This window comes from Pseudomonas sp. GW531-T4 (assembly GCF_017349615.1).
In the GTDB taxonomy this organism is placed as follows: Bacteria; Pseudomonadota; Gammaproteobacteria; order Pseudomonadales; family Pseudomonadaceae; genus Aquipseudomonas; species Aquipseudomonas chlororaphis_I.
Window position 1 is genome coordinate 129591 of record NZ_JACMZT010000007.1, and the last position, 15297, is coordinate 144887.

At 65.6% G+C, this 15297-nt stretch carries 15 protein-coding genes; 6 read left to right on the plus strand and 9 right to left on the minus strand.

Annotated elements, in window-relative coordinates; all coding sequences use genetic code 11:
* Positions 1 to 3 precede the first annotated feature (3 nt).
* From J4D28_RS07790 to J4D28_RS07815, 6 genes are read left to right on the plus strand one after another with little or no spacing between them, the layout of a single operon-like run.
* Positions 4 to 1446, plus strand: coding sequence for a mannose-1-phosphate guanylyltransferase/mannose-6-phosphate isomerase (locus J4D28_RS07790; protein WP_103330795.1), 1443 nt, complete (start codon positions 4 to 6; stop codon positions 1444 to 1446).
* The gene (locus J4D28_RS07795; RefSeq protein WP_009051674.1) at positions 1446 to 2243 is read left to right on the plus strand and encodes an ABC transporter permease; all 798 of its coding nucleotides are present in this window, start codon (positions 1446 to 1448) and stop codon (positions 2241 to 2243) included. Before J4D28_RS07790 ends, J4D28_RS07795 begins: the two co-directional genes overlap by 1 nt.
* Entirely contained in the window at positions 2243 to 3508 is a 1266-nt protein-coding gene (locus tag J4D28_RS07800) for an ABC transporter ATP-binding protein (RefSeq protein WP_103330794.1), read from the plus strand. Before J4D28_RS07795 ends, J4D28_RS07800 begins: the two co-directional genes overlap by 1 nt.
* A complete protein-coding gene (locus J4D28_RS07805; protein ID WP_103330793.1) occupies positions 3505 to 4878 on the plus strand; it encodes a glycosyltransferase family 1 protein in 1374 nt (457 codons plus the stop codon). Before J4D28_RS07800 ends, J4D28_RS07805 begins: the two co-directional genes overlap by 4 nt.
* Positions 4862 to 5992 carry a glycosyltransferase family 1 protein gene (locus tag J4D28_RS07810; protein ID WP_009051677.1) on the plus strand — a complete coding sequence of 377 codons (1131 nt, stop codon included), beginning with the start codon at positions 4862 to 4864 and terminating at the stop codon, positions 5990 to 5992. Before J4D28_RS07805 ends, J4D28_RS07810 begins: the two co-directional genes overlap by 17 nt.
* A complete protein-coding gene (locus J4D28_RS07815) occupies positions 5993 to 7123 on the plus strand; it encodes a glycosyltransferase family 4 protein (protein ID WP_016703964.1) in 1131 nt (376 codons plus the stop codon).
* A gap of 119 nt (positions 7124 to 7242) precedes the next feature.
* Here J4D28_RS07815 and J4D28_RS07820 read toward each other — a convergent pair whose 3' ends face one another.
* From J4D28_RS07820 to J4D28_RS07860, 9 genes are all read right to left on the minus strand, one after another.
* A complete protein-coding gene (locus J4D28_RS07820; RefSeq protein WP_041988044.1) occupies positions 7243 to 8136 on the minus strand; it encodes a pyridoxamine 5'-phosphate oxidase family protein in 894 nt (297 codons plus the stop codon).
* A 65-nt stretch (positions 8137 to 8201) separates the two neighbouring features.
* Entirely contained in the window at positions 8202 to 8825 is a 624-nt protein-coding gene (locus J4D28_RS07825) for a glutathione S-transferase family protein (RefSeq protein WP_016703962.1), read from the minus strand.
* A 130-nt stretch (positions 8826 to 8955) separates the two neighbouring features.
* The gene (locus J4D28_RS07830) at positions 8956 to 9858 is read right to left on the minus strand and encodes a LysR family transcriptional regulator (RefSeq protein WP_038635714.1); all 903 of its coding nucleotides are present in this window, start codon (positions 9856 to 9858) and stop codon (positions 8956 to 8958) included.
* A gap of 58 nt (positions 9859 to 9916) precedes the next feature.
* Entirely contained in the window at positions 9917 to 10573 is a 657-nt protein-coding gene (locus J4D28_RS07835; protein WP_009051682.1) for an HAD family phosphatase, read from the minus strand.
* Positions 10570 to 11772, minus strand: coding sequence for a sugar MFS transporter (locus tag J4D28_RS07840; RefSeq protein WP_053267931.1), 1203 nt, complete (start codon positions 11770 to 11772; stop codon positions 10570 to 10572). Before J4D28_RS07840 ends, J4D28_RS07835 begins: the two co-directional genes overlap by 4 nt.
* Positions 11765 to 12670: an ABC transporter substrate-binding protein gene (locus J4D28_RS07845; protein ID WP_103330792.1), complete on the minus strand. Its 906-nt coding sequence runs from the start codon at positions 12668 to 12670 to the stop codon at positions 11765 to 11767. The genes J4D28_RS07840 and J4D28_RS07845 overlap by 8 nt, the downstream gene beginning before the upstream one ends.
* Complete coding sequence (nudK, locus tag J4D28_RS07850) at positions 12663 to 13271, minus strand: GDP-mannose pyrophosphatase NudK (protein ID WP_009051685.1); 609 nt, start codon at positions 13269 to 13271, stop codon at positions 12663 to 12665. The genes J4D28_RS07845 and nudK overlap by 8 nt, the downstream gene beginning before the upstream one ends.
* Positions 13272 to 13275: 4 nt before the next feature.
* On the minus strand, positions 13276 to 14187 hold the full coding sequence (gene mtnP / locus J4D28_RS07855) for an S-methyl-5'-thioadenosine phosphorylase (protein ID WP_028683596.1): 912 nt from the start codon (positions 14185 to 14187) through the stop codon (positions 13276 to 13278).
* Positions 14184 to 15296, minus strand: a complete 1113-nt coding sequence (locus J4D28_RS07860; protein WP_103330791.1) for a fatty acid desaturase — start codon at positions 15294 to 15296, stop codon at positions 14184 to 14186. Before J4D28_RS07860 ends, mtnP begins: the two co-directional genes overlap by 4 nt.
* Position 15297 lies beyond the last annotated feature (1 nt).

Below are 15297 nucleotides of genomic sequence, written 5' to 3' on the forward strand. Positions count from 1 at the left end.
GGCATGCTGATTCCAGTGATTCTTTCCGGCGGTGCCGGGACCCGCTTGTGGCCGGTTTCGCGCGAAGGTCATCCCAAGCCCTTCATGATCCTGCCCGACGGCCAGAGCCTGCTGGGCAAGACCTACCGCCGCGCCACCGGGTTGCTGGCGGGCAGCGGCGACATCGTCACCGTGACCAACCGCGACCACTTCTTTCAAAGCAAGGATCACTTCCAGGCCGCCCGGCTGGATCGGCACCTCGGGCATTTCATCCTCGAACCTTCGGGCCGCAACACCGCCCCGGCCATCGCCATCGCAGCCCTGGCCGTGCAGGCCCGGCATGGTGACCAGGCGACCCTGGTGGTGATGCCCGCCGACCATCTGATCCGCAACGAAGAAGCCTTCAAAAGCGCGGTCGCCCATGCCGCGCAACTGGCCGAGACCGGGCATCTGGTTACCTTCGGCGTGACTCCGAACGCGCCGGAAACCGGCTTTGGTTATATCGAGTCGGGCGACGCTCTCGACGACCAGGGCGCCGCCAGGGTGCTGCGCTTCGTGGAAAAGCCCGACCTGAAGACCGCCCTGGGCTACCTCGAAAGCGGCCGGTTCCTGTGGAATTCCGGCCTGTTCTGTTTCACCGTCGCCACGCTGCTGGAGCAGCTGCAACAGCACGCCCCCGAGCTGCTGGAACTGGGCCGCGCCTGCCTGGCCGCGAGCACACCGGTGGAAACCGGGCGCATCCTCCAGCATGAATTGTCGGCGGAACATTTCGCCGAGATGCCGGACATTTCCATCGACTATGCATTGATGGAGGTTTCGGACCAGGTCGCGGTGGTGCCCGCCCGGTTCGACTGGAGCGACATCGGCTCCTGGGGCGCGATCAGCGCCCTGGTCGACGCCGATGCCCAGGACAACCGCGCCACCGGCGAAGCCCTGTTCATCGACAGCCACGGCAACTTCGTGCAGAGCGAGGGCCGGATGATCGCCACGGTCGGCGTCGACAACCTGATCGTGGTCGAAACCGCCGACGCCATCCTGGTGGCTCACGCCGACCGCGCCCAGGACGTGCGCCAGGTGGCCCGGCAGCTCAAGGACCGCAACCACGAGTCCTATCGCCTGCATCGCACGGTCAGTCGGCCCTGGGGCAGCTACACCGTGCTGGAGGAAGGCCCGGGCTTCAAGATCAAGAAAATCGTGGTCAAGCCGGGCGCGGCGCTGTCGCTGCAGATGCACCACCATCGCAACGAACACTGGGTGGTGGTCAAGGGCACGGCCATGGTCACCAACAACGGCGACGGCTCGCACCTGGTCAACAGCAACGAATCCACCTTCATCGCCGCCGGGCACAAGCATCGACTGGCGAACCCGGGGGTGATCGACCTGGTCATCATCGAAGTGCAGAGCGGCGAGTACCTGGGCGAGGACGACATCGTCCGCTTCGAAGACCAATACGGCAGGACGGCCTGATGCTGCTCAATCTGTACCGCTCGCTGCGCAGCTACCGGGGCTTCATCCTCGGCAGCGTGCAGCGCGAGTTCCAGGCGCGTTATCGCAACTCGCTGTTCGGCGCCTTGTGGACCGTGCTCAACCCGCTGTCGATGATCGTCGTCTACACGGTGATCTTTTCCCAGGTGATGCGCGCCCGCCTGCCGGGGGTGGAGGACGGCCTGGCCTACAGCGTCTACCTCTGTGCCGGGCTGCTGACCTGGGGCCTGTTTTCCGAGCTGACCCTGCGCAGCCAGAGCATGTTCCTGGAAAACGCCAACCTGCTGAAGAAGATCAGCTTCCCGCGCATCTGCCTGCCGGTGATCGTGCTGCTCAACGCCGGCATCAACTTCGCGATCATCCTCGGCCTGTTCCTCGGCTTCCTGCTGATCACCGGGCGCCTGCCGGGCCTGGCGCTGCTGGCGTTGATCCCGCTGCTGCTGTTGCAGGTGCTGTTCTGCACCGGCCTGGGGATGATCCTCGGAGTGCTGAACGTGTTCTTTCGCGATGTAGCGCAGTTCTTCGGCATCTTCCTGCAGTTCTGGTTCTGGCTGACGCCCATCGTCTACCCCATCAGCATCCTGCCCGAGTCGATCCAGCGCCTGCTGGCGCTCAACCCGCTGACCGCGCTGATGCACAGCTACCAGAACCTGTTCCTGTACGACCAGTGGCCGCAATGGAGCTCGCTGACCCCGATGCTGGTGATCAGCCTGCTGTTCTGTGCCATGGGGCTGCGGCTTTTCCGCCAGCGCGTCGGTGAAATGGTGGATGAGCTCTGATGGGACATATACGCGTCACTGGCCTGGGCAAGGCCTATAAGCAGTACCCGAACCGCTGGAGCCGGCTGTTCGAGTGGATGATTCCGTTTTCCAGGCCGCGCCATCACCTGCACTGGGTGCTGCAGGGCGTCGACTTCGAGATCGAGCCGGGCCAGGCCGTGGGCATAGTCGGGGTCAACGGCGCCGGCAAAAGCACCTTGCTGAAAATGATCACCGGCACCACCCAGCCGACCTGCGGCGAGATCCACCTGCGAGGCCGGGTGGCGGCGTTGCTGGAGCTGGGCATGGGTTTTCACCCGGACTTCACCGGGCGCCAGAACGCGGTCATGGCCGGCCAGTTGCTGGGCATGCAGGTCGAGGAAATCGAAGCCCTGATGGCAGAAATCGAAGCCTTCGCCGAAATTGGCGAGGCCATCGATCACCCGGTACGCACCTATTCGAGCGGCATGCAGATGCGCCTGGCGTTCAGCGTGGCCACGGCCCGGCGCCCGGACATCCTGATCGTCGACGAGGCGCTGTCGGTGGGCGACGCCTACTTCCAGCACAAGAGTTTCGAGCGCATCCGCAGCTTCCGCCGCGCCGGCACTACCCTGCTGATCGTTTCCCACGACCGCTCGGCGATCCAGTCGATCTGCGACACCGCGATCCTGCTCGAGCAGGGCCGCGTGGCCATGCATGGCAAGCCGGAAGAAGTGATGGACTACTACAACGCCATGCTCGCCGAACGCGAAGGCCAGACGGTGCGCCAGGAAATGCTCGCCAACGGCCAGGTGCGGACCATTTCCGGCACCGGCGAAGCCGGGATCCTCAGCGTGCACCTGCGTGACGAGCGCGAGCGCTCGATCGAAATGGCCGAAGTCGGTCAGCCGGTGGTGCTGGAAGTACAGGTCGAGGTACGCCAGGACATCGAACGGCTGGTGCTGGGCTTCATGATCAAGGACCGTCTCGGCCAGCCCATGTATGGCATCAACACCCATCGCCTGGACCAGGCCCTGACCGACTTGAGCGCCGGCGAAAAGGTCACCTTCCGCTTTGCCTTCACCATGGGCCTGGGCAAGGGCAACTACTCCGTGGCCCTGAGCCTGTCGCGGCTGGATTCGCATCTGGATCGCAACTTCGAATGGCGCGACTACGGCCTGGTCTTCCACGTCATCAACAACCGCCAGGAAGACTTCGTCGGCTGTTCCTGGCTGCAGGCGCGGACCAGCATTGTCCGCTCACCGTCGAAGTCCACCCAGTCAATGCCTCAGCGAGCCGCTCCATGACCCGACTGTTGATTGAATGCACCTATGTGTTCGAACACCCCGAGACCAACTCGGGCATCCAGCGTGTGGTGCGCAACGTTATCCGTGAACTGCCCGCGGCCGATGCCTCGGTCGAATGCATTCCGGTGGTCATGCTCAAGGGCCAGCTCTTGCGGGTATTGAGCCTGAAGCCGTTGAAACCCGAGCGCTGGAACCTGATGGGGTTGCGGGTGCGCCTGGAACAGATGGCCAACGTCTTCTGGCTGCGTCACCGCACCCTGGAGCGACGCAAACCCTTCGATTCCTACCTTGCGCGCCGCTTGCTCTATGTGGCGTGCCGCTTGACCGCACTGGTCTGCTTCAGCATTCCGTTGCGGCTGTGCAACCGGTTCCTCAACACCCGGGAAATCCCCCAGCGCTGCGTACCGCTGCAACATCAACCGGGCGATCAACTGGTGTTGCTGGACTCATCCTGGCATGCCGACTTCTTTCCCCTGGCCGAACAACTCAAGCGCGATGGCGTGGGTATCGTCTCGGTGATCTATGACCTGATCCCCCTGACCCACCCACAGTTCTGCGACGCCGGGCTGGTCCGGGTGTTCAACCACTGGTTCGACTGGATAGCGCGCACCGCCGACGGCTACATCGCCATTTCCGCGACCATCCGCGACCAGGTCCGCGAAGAGATGCTCCGCCGGGTCGGGCGCCAACAGGTGGCACAGCGCTGGTTCGACTATTTCCACCTGGGTTCGGAACTGGACCAGTGCAGTGAAAACGCTCGGATCAACCCGGACCTGGCCCAGCTGTTCAAGGGCCAGGCAGCGGTCTTCCTGATGGTCAGCACCATCGAACCCCGCAAGAACCACGGGTTCCTGCTCGACGCCTTCGAGCGCGTCTGGGCCAGCGATTCCCAGGCTCGCCTGTGCATCGCCGGGCGCATCGGCTGGAAGTGCGAGGCGCTGATCGAGCGGATTCGCCGGCACCCGGAGTTGAACCGGCGCCTGTTCATGTTCAACTCCCTGGACGACAACAGCCTGGAGTACGCCTATTCCAAGGCGACGGCGCTGGTGTTCCCCTCCTATGTCGAAGGGTTCGGCCTGCCTCTGGTGGAGGCCATGCAGCGCGGCTTGCCCGCCATGGGCAGCGACATCCCGGTATTTCGCGAGATCGGCGGCGAGTTCATGGCCTATTTCGACCTGAACAATCCGCAGAGCCTGGCCGACCTGGTCATCCAGCAGGAAACCAGCGGCGTGTTTCCCGCGGCCCGCCATGTCGATGACTGGCGCTGGCTGGGTTGGCGAGAAGCCAGTACCCAACTGGTCGAACGCATTGTGTTCCACAGGAACCACGCCCCCTCGGTCATGGAGACGCACGATGCGGATAGCCCTTAACGCGCGCATTCTCCAGTCGCCCCGCACCGGTATCGGTCATTACGTAGCGGAACTGGCCTCGGCCCTGGTCACCGAACAGGGGCTGGAGTTGTCACTGTTCCACGGCTGGGGCTGGAGCCCCGAGCTGCCGGCGGCGGCCATGCCGGGTTACTCCCAAGTGGCCCCTTGGCTGCGACAGATCCCCGGGGCCTACCAGGCACGGCGCTGGCTGGAACAGCGACGCTTCGACCAGGGGCAGCCTGCAGCGATCGACCTCTACCACGAGCCCAGCCTGTGGCCGCTGGAGTTCGAAGGCCCGACCGTGATGACCCTGCATGACCTGACTCACCTGCATTACCCCTCGACCCAGCCGCCGGCCCGCTTGAAGGAAATCGAGCGGCGTCTTGGCGCAGGCGTGGAACAGGCGCGACTGATCCTGACGGACTCGCAGTTCATCGCCGATGAAGCCCAGGACTATTTCGGCCTGCCGCGCGATCGCTTTGTCGTGGCGCCTCTGGGCGTCGCCCCGCGCTTCCATCCACGTGAGCATGCCGAGCTGGAACACAGCCTCGCAGTCCATGGCCTGCAGCCTCAAGGCTACTTCCTGTGCGTCGGCACGCTGGAACCACGCAAGAACCTGTCCCAGGCCCTGCAGGCCCACGAACAGCTGCCGCCAGCGCTGCGCCAACGTTATCCGTTGCTGATCGTCGGCATGGCGGGTTGGGAGCAAGGACAATTCAGCGACACCCTGCAAAAGGCCCTGGCCAGCGGCCATGTACGACTGCTGGGCTACCTGCCGGACGAACAGGTGGCGCAGCTGGTGGCCGGAGCCAGGGCGCTGATCTTTCCATCGCTGTATGAAGGCTTCGGTCTTCCGGTCCTGGAAGCCATGGCCAGTGGCACACCGGTGGTAGTGACGCGGCGTTCGGCCATGCCGGAAGTCGCGGGTCTGGCCGGCAATTATGTCGAGCCTGGCGATGTGCATGGCTTGAACAGCACTATGCTTCGCTTGATCGACGATGAGCCCCATTGGCAGGCATGCCGCGAAGCGGGTTTGCAACAAGCCGGGCGGTTTTCCTGGAGGCACTGCGCGCAGATCACCGCGCGCACCTACCGTCAGGCTATAGGAGGCTGAATGCGGGTCTTACATTTCTTCAAAACCTATTTGCCTGACTCGGTCGGCGGTATCGAACAGGTCATCTTCCAACTCTGCGAAAGCGGCGCCCAACAGGGTATCGAAGGCCAGGTCCTGACCCTCAGCGCCGACCCGCACCCCGCGATACTCAAGCTCGGTCAGCATGAGGTGCACCGGGCCAAGCTCGACATACAGTTCGCCTCCACCGGTTTCTCCTACAGCGTGTTCAAGCAGTTCCGCGAAATGGCTGCCGAAGCCGACGTGGTCAACTACCACTTCCCCTGGCCGTTCATGGACCTGGTGCATTTCGTGAGTGGCATGAACAAGCCCTGCGTGGCCACCTACCACTCCGACATCATCCGCCAGCGCCATTTGCTCAAGCTGTACCGGCCGTTGATGAATCGCTTCCTGGGCAGTGTCGACCGGATCGTCGCCGCGTCGCCGAACTACCTGCACACCAGCGATGTGCTGCAGCAATTCCCGGACAAGACCCGGGTCATCCCCTACGGCCTGAACAAGGCCGGTTATCCACAGCCCGATAGCGAACGCATGGCCCGGTGGCGCCAGCGCCTGGGCGAGCGTTTTTTCCTGTTCGTCGGGGTGATGCGTTACTACAAGGGCCTGCACATCCTGCTCGATGCCCTCAAGGACGTGGACTACCCGGTGGTGATCGTCGGCGCCGGCCCGCTCGAGGCCGAGCTGCATGCCCAGGCCGCGGCCCTGGGCCTGCGCAACCTGCATTTCCTCGGCCGGCTGGGGGATGAAGACAAGGTGGCCTTGCTGCAACTGAGCTACGCCATCGTCTTCCCTTCGCACTTGCGCTCCGAGGCGTTTGGCATCTCGTTACTCGAAGGCGCGATGTACGGCAAACCAATGATCTCCAGCGAGATCGGTACCGGCACCAGCTATATCAATATCCATGGCGAAACCGGCCTGGTGGTGCCGCCCAGCGATCCCCTGGCCTTCCGCGCCGCCATGCGCCAGCTCTGGGACAACCCGGAACAGGCCGCGCAAATGGGCCTCAAGGCCGAAGCCCGTTACCGGCAGCTGTTCACCGCCGACGAGATGGGCCGCAGGTGGAGCGAGCTGTACCAGGAGCTGCTGGAGGAAAAAGCCCTGTCCTACGCCTGAGGTTGCGTTGTAGGAGCGAGCGGGCGGCGATCCGACTTGCCCGCGATGGACTTGAGAGCGCCGCGTTTACCCAGTCAACACGCGTCATCGTTAACGACCATCGCGGGCAAGCCTCGCTCCTACAGGTTTGTGCTCTGGTGCCAGCGCAGGGCCAGCGCCGCAGGCCGGCGCACCAGTTGTTCGACCTCGAAGCGCCACAGGCGCTCGGCGCCCGGGAAGGTTGCGATCTGCGGGTCGTCGAGCACGACTTCAGTGCGCCCGCTGAGCTGCAGCAGGTCGCCACGGCTGAAGTCGATGAACAGCAGGCCGGCGCGGGGGTTGAGCAGCAGGTTGCCCAGGGTGTTGAAGTGCAGGTTGCCGGCGAAATCCGGAATGCTCAGGCGGTTGCCCTCGACCCGCACGAAGCCGGCCGGGCCGCCGCGGTGGGAAACATCGACCCAGAGCCGTCCCTCGACCTCCACGTAACTGGCGACAAAAAACGTATCGGCGCCCCGGATCATCGCCCTCGCCTCTTCATCCAGCACGTTCAGGCGCTGCACCGGCCGGTGCGCGGCCAGCGGCACCGACTCGAACTGACGCAGCTGGATGTAGCGCGGGCAGTTGCCGAAGGACTGCTCGACCCCCAGGGCAAAACCGCTGTGGTCCAGCTCGACGATCCGCCCGTTGAGGCGGTTGCGCCGCCGGGTGTGCAGCTCGATGCCCAGCAGGCCAATGGCCGCGCCCGGCGTCAGCTGGGCGGGGTCTTCGGCGGCTGGCAGGCTGTCGAGCCTTAGCCGCCCAGGGGTTGGCGAGTGGGCGAAACCGACAGCCCCTTCGAGCACACTGGCCCAGGGGTTGCCCTGGTTATCCACAGCCCCGAGCAGCATGAACGGCAGCTGTTGATAAAACTGCCGGTGCTGGTCGGGCATCTCGCTGCGGATCACCTTGCGCCCGACGACTTCCATGCGCTCGGCCACGCCGGCCTGGGCTTGCAGGCGGGTTTCTCCTGCGTGCCAGGGGGATTCGGTATTCATCATGAGTCTCCCCTGCGTCGATGACGCAGCAGTCAGCGGGCCCGGGAGGTGCCGGGCCGCCAGGTTCAGGCGCTTTGCAGGCCCACCGCGGTGCGCGGCATACCGACGAAGCCGGGCAAGGCTTCGATGCGCGCCAGCCAGGCGCGGACCTGTGGATAATCCGCCAGCGACACATTGCCCTCGGGGGCGTGGGCGATGTAGCTGTAGCCGGCGATATCGGCGATGGTCGGTTCGCTGCCCGCCAGGTAAGGGCTGGCCGTCAGTTCCTGCTCGACCACCTTGAGCAACGCATGGGAACGGTCGATGGCCTCCTCGGCGTTGCGCTGCGCGCCGAATACGGTGATCAGCCGCGCCACCGCCGGGCCGAAGGCAATCGGTCCCGCCGCCACCGACAACCAGCGCTGGACCCGTGCCGCGCCAACCGGATCGCTGGGCAACCAACGGCCCTGGCCGTACTTCTGCGCCAGATACACCAGGATCGCGTTGGAGTCGGCCAGCACCACGCCCTGGTCGTCGATCACCGGCACCTGGCCAAAAGAGTTCAGCGCCAGGAAGGCCGCCTGCTTGTGCTCGCCTTTCGCCAGATCGACGAAGATGAGCTCAAAAGGCAACCCCAGCAGCGACAACATCAGTTCGACGCGATGGGCATGACCGGAACGGGGGAAGTTGTAGAGCTTGATGGCGTGCATGGCAGACTCCGCTGGGCAGGGGTGCGGCTCACAAGAGCGGCACTGACGGACGCCATCTTCTCTCTCAGGTCAAAACAACAGAATCACCAGAAAACACAATCCATCATTTCAGCCAGCGTAATGATCCACGCTACGACTGCAACGCCGGATGTTCGCGCAGCGCCTGCACCGTGAAGTCGACGAAACTGCGCACCCGCGCCGGGGCCTTGCGCCCGCCCTGATACACCACATGGATCGGCAGCGGCGCCAATTCGAACTCAGCCAAAACAATCTCCAGCTCACCAGCCGCCACCTTGCCCGCGACCTGGTACGACAGCACCCGGGTCAGGCCCAGCCCCAGGCACGCGGCACTGATCGCCGCCTGGTTGGCGGTAACCACCAGCCGCGGCTCCGGACGAACGCTCAAGGGGGTTCCGCCCTCGTTGAACAGCCAGCTCCTGGACTGGCCGATGGACGACGGCGCAATCAGCGGCGCCTGGCGCAACTCCTGCGGATGGCGCGGCCGCCCATGCCGGGCCAGGAAAGCCGGGGACGCGCAGATGACCCGCCGCACCTCGCCGACGCGCATGGCGTGCTGGCCGCTGTCGGGCAACTCGCCGATGCGCACCGCGACGTCCATGCCTTCCTCGACCATGCTCACCACCCGATCGACCAGCAGGGCATTGATGCTGACCTCGGGAAAGCGTTCCAGGTAATCCACCATCAGCGGGGTCACGAACAACTCGCCGAACAGCACCGGCGCGGTGATCGTCAGTTGGCCGCGCGGGAGGGCATGGATGCCGGCGGCCGAGGCCTCGGCGTCCTGCAACTCGGCGAGGATGCGCCGGCTGTCTTCCAGGTAACGCTGGCCGGCTTCCGTCAGCAGCACATTGCGCGTGGTGCGGGTCAGCAACTGGGTGCCGATACGCTGCTCCAGCGCCGCCACCGCCCGGGTCACGCTGGGCGCGGACAGCCCCAGGCGCCGGGCCGCGGCAGCGAAGCCCTGCTCCTGGGCGACGCTGATGAACACCTGCATTTCCTGGAATCGGTCCATGGCGGTCCTCGCAGTACGGCGCCCTGCCCCGGCACCGTCCCGCATGGACCGCCCGGGCTCAGGCAGGGACCTGGAGTCGCTGCCACAAGGCCTCATCGTTGAAGTCCCGGATGATACTCCGCGCACCCGCCTCGCGAAGCTGAGTTTCCTCGAGCCCCGACAGCATGCCGAAGGTGTGGATGCCCGCCGCCGCCGCGGAACGCACACCGGCCAGCGAGTCCTCGAAGGCCAGCGCCTGATCGGCGCTCACCTCCAGCAGTTGCAGGGCGGTCAGGTAAGGCAGCGGGTCGGGCTTGCCGCGCGCCAGCTCGCCGCCGATCACCAGCGCATCGAAGCGCTCGGCAATCCCCAGGCCCTGGAGCATGGCTTCGGCGTTTTCCCGGGGTGCGTTGGTCACCACCGCCATGGGAATGCCGGCCGCCTGGGCATAATCCAGGGTGCGCAATACGCCAGGCACCGGCGTGGTCTCGCGCAGTTGGGCGCGGAACATGGCCTCCTTCTGCGCCGCCAGCTCCGGGTACTGCGCCGCCGGGGCATTGGGAAACAGGCCGGAGAAAATCATGTCGTCGGGAAAGCCCATCACATGGGCCTTGTAGTAATCCAGGCTCATGGACTTGCCCCAGCGCGCCAGCAACTGGTTGTAGGCGTTGAGGTGCAGGTCATCGGTGTCGATGAGGGTGCCGTCGAGATCGAACAGCAGGGCAGAAAGCTTCAAGGGCGTGCTCCGGGAAAATGCAGACCGCGCGCGATCGGCAGCATGAGAAAGGGATAAACGATCAACAGGCTGAAAGCCGCTTCGACACCGATCCGCGCGGACAGCAAGCCGAGCAGGAACGGCGCCAGCAACAGCGCCACGCCCACCGCCTGGGAGGCCTGGGCGCTGATGGCCGAACTGGCCCGGGGCGCGACACGCATCGCCGAACCGAGGATCAACGGGAAGAAATTGCCCAGGCAGGCACCCAGGACAAAGATCAACAAGGCAGTGAGCAGTTGGGTCTGGCTGAAGTACAGCAGCACCAGGGTGGCGATGGCCCCGAGCATCACGCCGACCAGCAGCGGCAACGGGCTGATGCGGCTCAACGCATAACGGCTGGCCAGGCGCCCGCACACCGTGCCGGCAAAATACAGGCTCATCAGCGTGGCCGCGGCCGAGGCGCTGACCTGGACGTGCACGGCCAGGTATTCCGCGCCCCAGAAACCGACGCCCCATTCCGCGGAGATCCCCAGCAGCACCAAGGCCCACAGGCTCAGTTGAACCCGCCGGGTCATGAGGCTCTGCCCGCTCTCGCTGGCTTGATGGGCGGCGGCGAGTATCGCCGGGGCGTTCCAGGTACTCAGCGAGAGCACGGTCACCAGCAGCGCGATGGCGGCGATGCTGCCCGGCACCAGGCGCCAGGACAGCCCCAGGCCGGTCATGCTCCCCACCAGCAAGGCGCCGCCGAGCACGCACAGCCCGGCGACTATATGCGCCTCCACCAGCCTCGGCGCGGCCTGCTCGCGATAACGCTCGCCCAGGGCCGCCTGCCCCACCGCCAGCACAAACCCACCCGACAGGCCCATCGCCCCGGCGGCGAGCAAGGTCAGCGACCAGTGCCCGGCCAGCGCGAACAGGCTGCTGGCGATCACCACCGAGAGGCAGGCGATGGTGCTCATGCTCGTCGACCGCGCCCGTCGCTCCAGCCAGCGATAGGGCCAGCCGACCAGCGCCAGGCCGGCGGCATAGGCGGCGAAATGCAGGCCGGCCCAACCGAGGTCGAGCGCCAGGGTTTCGCGCAGGAACGGCATGATCGGCCCGAGCAACCCTTGCTGGGCGCCGAACAGCCCGAACAGCAGGTAAACGAACCACGGGCGCGCTTCACGGACCTGCTCCTGGCGGCCGAGCGCCTGACTGGAATCCCGCGCGGCTTCAGCCATGAGCCGTCTCCCGGCTGAACAGCGCCTGCCATTGCCGGCAGCGCGCGGCCTTGTCCCGACTGGCCTGCACGGCCGGCAGCGGTTGCAGCGCTCCGGTCGGATGGGCCTGGCCCGGCACCACCTTGCCATAACGCTGGCTGATCGCCGCCGCGGCAGGCGTGAGCATCCACTGCAACGCCTGCTGCGCATGGGCGGCGTTGGGCGAGCCGGCCCGACAGGCAAACACCTCGTCCTCATAACAGCGCGCATCTTCCGGCACGCACCAGCGCAGGTGCGGGTGCTGTTCGGCGGCGCGGGTGGCCGCGGTCGACACTGTCACCCCCAGCCAGGCCTGCCCCTGCACGACGGCCTCGATCGGCGCCGTGGAGGAGCCGCTGATCGAAGGGGCTTGCCTGGCCACCTGGGCCAGCAGCGGCCAGGCCTGTTCAGCGTAGTGTTCGAGCAATGCGCCAAGGTGCAGGTAGCCGGCACCGGAACGCCCAGGGTCGGGCAAAGCCAGCCGCCCGGACCACTCGGGAGCGGTCAGGTTCTGCCAACGGGTCGGCACCGCCAGGCCCTCGCGGGCGAGGACCTTGGGGTCATAACAGAAGGCCGGGACGAAACCCGATGCCGCGAACCAGCGGCGATCCGTGGCCACCGCCGCCTCCGGCAGGCCGGCGAATTCGATGTCCGTCAGTGGCATCAATTGCCAGGCCAGGGCGGGGTCGAGCAAGGCGGTGGCCGCCGTGCCCAGCAACAGGTCCCAGGCCCCGGCGCTGCCGCTGTGCAGGCGTTCGATCAGCTCCGAGGTGGAGCAACGGGTCAGGCGCACCGGCATGCCGATGTGCTGGCTGATGCCGGCGATGAATTCGGCCAGCTCGGCATGCTCCATCGAGCTGATAGCATTGAGCTCAGTCATCGGCGGCCTCCAGCAAGCGGTGCAGCTTGGCGTACTGCAGCAGCATGATGGTCTTGCCGTCGCAGATCTCGCCGCTGTCGATCATGGCCAGGGCGCGGTCGATCGGCAGCTCCAGCACTTCGATCTCTTCGCCCTCGTGTTCCAGGCCGCCGCCCTCGCTCTGCTTGTCTTCGTCGAAATATTCGCCGACGAAAAAGTGCAGGCGCTCGGTGACCGACCCCGGGCTCATGAAGGCCTCGAACACCTTGCGCACCTCACGGATGCGGTAGCCGGTTTCCTCCTCCGTCTCCTTGTGGATGCAGGTACGGGCATCGTCCTTGTCCAGCAGCCCGGCGCAGGTTTCGATCAGCATGCCGTCGTGTTCGTTGACGAAGGCCGGGAAGCGAAACTGCCGGGTCAGCACCACCGTCTGCTTGGCCCGGCTGTACAGCAGGATGGTGGCGCCATTGCCACGGTCGTAGGTTTCCCGGTCCAGGGTGCGCCAGACGCCGTCGCGGCCCTGGAAGTCGTAGGTGGTCTTGCGCAACACGTACCAGTTGTCCGAAAGCACTTCGACCTGATGGATCCGCACACGGTCCTTGGTGGGGATGGCCTGGTTCATCGATTCATTCCTTGTTCGCGGACAAATGAGTGGCATTGGGCGCGACGCTCAACAGACGCTCGACCATGCGCGGGTCGCGGTGCTCGGGAGCGGTCATCACCGCGGTGTCCAGGGCGCGGTCGCAACCGCAGGGGCAGGCCCCGGCATGCCGGCCCAAACGGGTCACGGCTTCGGTCACCAGGCGCCGGGTCAGGTTGAAGGTCTCCGCCATGCGTTGCGCCACCAGCGTAGCGTTCACCGGCTCGTGGGATTCGTGCCAACAGTCGAAATCGGTCGGAATGGCGATCATCGCGTAGCAAAGCTCGGCCTCGCGGGCCAGCTTGGCTTCGGGCATCGCGGTCATGCCGATCACCGTGCCGCCCCACTGGCGGTACAGGTGAGACTCGGCGCGGGTCGAGAACTGCGGGCCTTCCATGACCACGTAGGTGCCGCCGTTGCGTGCCTGGATATCGCTGGCCTCGGCACTCTCGGCGAGCACGCCGCGCATGCGCGCGCAGACCGGCTCGCCGAAGGGCACATGGCCGACCAGCCCGGGGCCGAAAAAGGTTTTGTCACGCTGGATGGTGCGGTCGATGTACTGGTCGATCAGCACAAAGCTGCCTGGAGGCGCATCGTGGGTCAGGCTGCCTACCGCGCTGACCGACAGCAGTTGCGTACAACCGACGCTGCGCAGCGCGGCGATGTTGGCGCGGGCATTGATCGAGGCCGGCGGAATCACATGGCCCACGCCATGCCGTTGGACAAAGGCCACGGGCACGCCATTGAGCGTGCCCAGGGTGAGCGGCGACGACGGCGTGCCGAAGGCGGTCGTGCACTCCACCTGCTGAATGTCCTGCAGGCCCGGCAGCTGTTGCAGGCCGCTGCCGCCGATGATGCCGATACGTTGAACGTGCGGGGTTGGAGTGGAATGGGTCACAGGCTACCTCTCGACTTCAGGGGGGACGGTTCGTGTTCGCTGCATACCAGGCGTTCATAGAGTTCGGACAAGGCCGTGGGCGCATTGCCGCGCTGCAGCAGCAGCCCTTCGCTGGCGTTGGTGCTGTAGCGCGGTTCGTGGATTTTCAGGTGCCGGTCGATCGCCGGCAGGTAGTTCCAGCGCACGCCGGGGTACAGGGAATGCGCCAGGTGATAGGCGTCGGACGTCGGGGCGATGAACACCCGCACCAGCCAGCCGGATACCCCGAAGTAATCGGTGGGTCGGCCCGCCAGGTATTCCAGCTCGCGGCGGTTGCGCGCGCTGCCTTCGATGAACCAGCGGTGCTCGGTCAGCAGCGAGATCCAGGCAAACACCGGATAGGACGTCAGCAACGGCAGCAACCAGCCGAACAACACGCCTTTCCAGCCGCCGAAGGCGTACAGCAACGCCGCCACCGCCGCCACACTCAGGCAGCGCGCCAGGGTGGTCAGGCGGGAGTGGTTGAGCAGGCTGCTGCGCACCAGGGTGGTGAGATTCACCCAGGCCCCGCGAGGGGTCAGCGGGTACAGCAACAGGCCATAGAAACCGCTGGGCGACAGGCCGGCAACGTAGCCGCCGGCCTGCACCCGGGCGCGGTTGGGATCAAGTTCGGGATGGTTGGGGTGGCGATGGTGCTCCAGGGTATGGGTCTGGTGCCGGCTGCGCATGTCGCGCTTGAACATCGGGAACTGGTAGAACAGGTTGCTCAGCCACCACTGCCAGCCATGGTGGCGACACAGGGCGAAGTGCACCGCGTTGTGCCCGAACTCCTGCAACGCGCGCATGCGCCCGCCGCTCCACAACAGCACGGCCAGCCAGGCCAGCGGCGACGAGTAGATCGACGCCGCCTGCACCGCGGCGACTATGTCCAGCCACGTCCAGACAAAGGGCAGCGGCGCGAACCAGGTATCCAGCGGACGGTAGTACTGCTCCCGCCGCCCTTCCAGGCGCGGTATCAGCTTGAGCAGGCGCAGCACCCGCTGCGCATCCCGGTAATAGAACGCCACCAGCCCGCGCAACAGCAGCGAAACAGCGATCAGGCCAAGCAGGACAATGTGCGCAGTGTCCATG